The organism is Haemophilus parahaemolyticus (genome assembly GCF_018373095.1).
Lineage (GTDB): Bacteria > Pseudomonadota > Gammaproteobacteria > Enterobacterales > Pasteurellaceae > Haemophilus_A > Haemophilus_A parahaemolyticus_A.
On the sequence record NZ_JAHAHT010000148.1, the window covers coordinates 1 to 2,490 of the forward strand.

Consider the following 2,490-nt stretch of genomic DNA (forward strand, 5'->3'; position numbering starts at 1 on the left):
GTTGCTTATGCAGCAGGTGCTCGTCAAGGTTCACGTGCACAAAAAACTCGTGCTGAAGTGTCTGGTTCAGGCAAAAAACCTTGGCGTCAAAAAGGTACAGGTCGTGCACGTTCTGGTGACATCAAATCACCAATCTGGCGTTCAGGTGGTATCACATTCGCTGCGAAACCACAAGATCACAGCCAAAAAGTGAACAAAAAAATGTACCGTGGTGCAATCAAAAGCATTCTTTCTGAATTAGTTCGTCAAGGCCGTTTAGTGGTTGTTGAGAAATTCGAAATTGATGCACCTAAAACTAAAGTTTTAGCACAAAAATTAAAAGAGATGGCGTTAACTGACGCTTTAATCATTACTGCAAACTTAGATGAAAATCTATTCTTAGCAGCACGCAATTTATACAAAGTAGACGTTCGTGATGTTCAAGCAATCGATCCAGTTAGCTTAATCGCTTTTGATAAAGTGGTTGTAACTGTTGATGCAGTAAAACAAATTGAGGAGATGCTAGCATGATTCAACAAGAACGTTTGCTAAAAGTGCTTAAAGCACCTCATATCTCTGAGAAAGCGACAAATAACGCTGAAAAAGGTAACACAATCGTATTTAAAGTTGCATTAGATGCTAATAAAGTAGAAATTGCAAATGCGGTTGAAGCACTTTTCGAAGTTAAAGTTGATTCTGTACGTACAGTGGTTGTTAAAGGTAAAACTAAACGTCACGGTGCAAAATCAGGTCGTCGTAGTGACTGGAAAAAAGCTTATGTAACTCTTCAAGAAGGTCAATCACTTGACTTCGTTGAAGGTGCGGCAGAGTAATTCGGAGGAATAGAAAACTATGGCTATCGTTAAATGTAAGCCGACCTCCGCTGGTCGTCGTCATGTAGTTAAAGTTGTTAATGCAGAACTTCACAAAGGGAAACCTTTCGCAGCACTTTTAGATACTAAATCTAAAACTGGTGGTCGTAACAACTTAGGTCGTATCACTACTCGCCACATCGGTGGTGGTCATAAACAACACTATCGTTTAGTTGATTTCAAACGTAATAAGTTAGAAATCCCTGCGGTAGTTGAGCGTTTAGAATACGATCCGAACCGTTCTGCTAACATCGCGTTAGTTCTTTATAAAGATGGTGAACGCCGTTATATCTTAGCACCAAAAGGTTTATCTGCTGGTGATACGATTCAAGCAGGTGCTTCAGCTCCGATTAAAGTAGGTAACGCATTACCTATGCGTAACATCCCAGTTGGTACAACTGTACACAATGTGGAATTAAAACCTGGTAAAGGTGGTCAAATTGCACGTTCTGCGGGTGCTAGCGTACAAATTATTGCACGTGAAGGTAACTATGTAACTTTACGTCTTCGTTCAGGTGAAATGCGTAAAGTATTAGCTGATTGTTTCGCAACAATCGGTGAAGTAGGTAACTCTGAACATATGCTTCGCGTTCTTGGTAAAGCAGGTGCTAACCGCTGGAGAGGCGTACGCCCAACAGTTCGTGGTACTGCAATGAACCCAGTAGACCACCCACACGGTGGTGGTGAAGGTCGTAACTTCGGTAAACACCCAGTTACACCTTGGGGCGTTCAAACCAAAGGTAAGAAAACTCGTCACAACAAACGTACTGATAAATATATCGTACGTCGTCGTGGCAAATAATTTTATTCATTAAAAAGAGGATAACCCATGCCACGTTCTCTCAAGAAAGGTCCTTTCCTTGACCTACACTTGTTGAAGAAGGTAGAGAAGGCGGTGGAAAGCGGGGATAAAAAACCAATTAAAACTTGGTCCCGTCGTTCAATGATCATTCCATCAATGATTGGTTTGACCATCGCAGTCCATAATGGTCGTCAGCACGTTCCAGTTTATGTATCAGACGAAATGATCGGTCATAAACTAGGTGAATTTGCACCGACTCGTACATACCGCGGTCACGCCGCAGATAAGAAAGCTAAGAAATAAGAGGTAAAAGATGGAAACTATTGCTAAACATCGTTACGCTCGTACTTCTGCCCAAAAAGCTCGCTTAGTTGCTGATTTAATTCGCGGTAAAAAAGTTTCTGCAGCATTAGAAATCTTAACTTTCACTAACAAAAAAGCAGCGGCTTTAGTTAAGAAAGTATTAGAATCAGCTATCGCAAACGCAGAGCACAATGACGGTGCAGATGTAGATGATCTTAAAGTTGCTAAGATTTTCGTTGATGAAGGTCCAAGCATGAAACGTGTTATGCCACGTGCAAAAGGTCGTGCAGATCGTATTTTAAAACGTACTAGCCACATTACTGTGGTTGTATCAGATCGTTAATCAGTAGGAGAATAACAATGGGTCAGAAAGTACATCCTAATGGTATTCGCCTTGGTATTGTTAAACCTTGGAACTCTACTTGGTTCGCGAATACACAAGATTTCGCTGATAACTTAGACGGCGACTTCAAAGTACGTAAATTCTTAAACAAAGAGTTAGCGAACGCTTCAGTATCACGTATCACTATTGAA

General features: G+C 41.0%; 5 protein-coding genes and 1 pseudogene. All 6 read left to right on the forward strand.

Going from position 1 to position 2,490, the window contains the following annotated elements; all coding sequences use genetic code 11:
* A partial coding sequence (gene rplD / locus KH943_RS09815) for a 50S ribosomal protein L4 (RefSeq protein WP_304110407.1) occupies nt 1–510 on the forward strand: 510 nt, incomplete at its 5' end.
* Nucleotides 507–812 carry a 50S ribosomal protein L23 gene (rplW, locus tag KH943_RS09820; protein ID WP_005706434.1) on the forward strand — a complete coding sequence of 102 codons (306 nt, stop codon included), beginning with the start codon at nt 507–509 and terminating at the stop codon, nt 810–812. The genes rplD and rplW, both read left to right, overlap by 4 nt.
* Nucleotides 813–831: 19 nt before the next feature.
* Nucleotides 832–1,653: a 50S ribosomal protein L2 gene (gene rplB / locus KH943_RS09825; RefSeq protein WP_005706404.1), complete on the forward strand. Its 822-nt coding sequence runs from the start codon at nt 832–834 to the stop codon at nt 1,651–1,653.
* Nucleotides 1,654–1,680: 27 nt separating this feature from the next.
* The gene (gene rpsS / locus KH943_RS09830; RefSeq protein WP_005539416.1) at nt 1,681–1,956 is read left to right on the forward strand and encodes a 30S ribosomal protein S19; all 276 of its coding nucleotides are present in this window, start codon (nt 1,681–1,683) and stop codon (nt 1,954–1,956) included.
* Between the two features lie 10 nt (nt 1,957–1,966).
* Nucleotides 1,967–2,299, forward strand: a complete 333-nt coding sequence (gene rplV / locus KH943_RS09835; protein ID WP_005706427.1) for a 50S ribosomal protein L22 — start codon at nt 1,967–1,969, stop codon at nt 2,297–2,299.
* Between the two features lie 17 nt (nt 2,300–2,316).
* A pseudogene (locus tag KH943_RS09840) lies at nt 2,317–2,490 on the forward strand (30S ribosomal protein S3); the annotation flags it as partial.

Excerpts from the sequence above, each read along its gene's own strand:
- rplW (WP_005706434.1), top strand. The coding sequence starts at position 507 with ATGATTCAACAAGAACGTTTGCTAAAAGTGCTTAAAGCACCTCATATC.
- rplB (WP_005706404.1), top strand. The coding sequence starts at position 832 with ATGGCTATCGTTAAATGTAAGCCGACCTCCGCTGGTCGTCGTCATGTA.
- rpsS (WP_005539416.1), top strand. The coding sequence starts at position 1,681 with ATGCCACGTTCTCTCAAGAAAGGTCCTTTCCTTGACCTACACTTGTTG.
- rplV (WP_005706427.1), top strand. The coding sequence starts at position 1,967 with ATGGAAACTATTGCTAAACATCGTTACGCTCGTACTTCTGCCCAAAAA.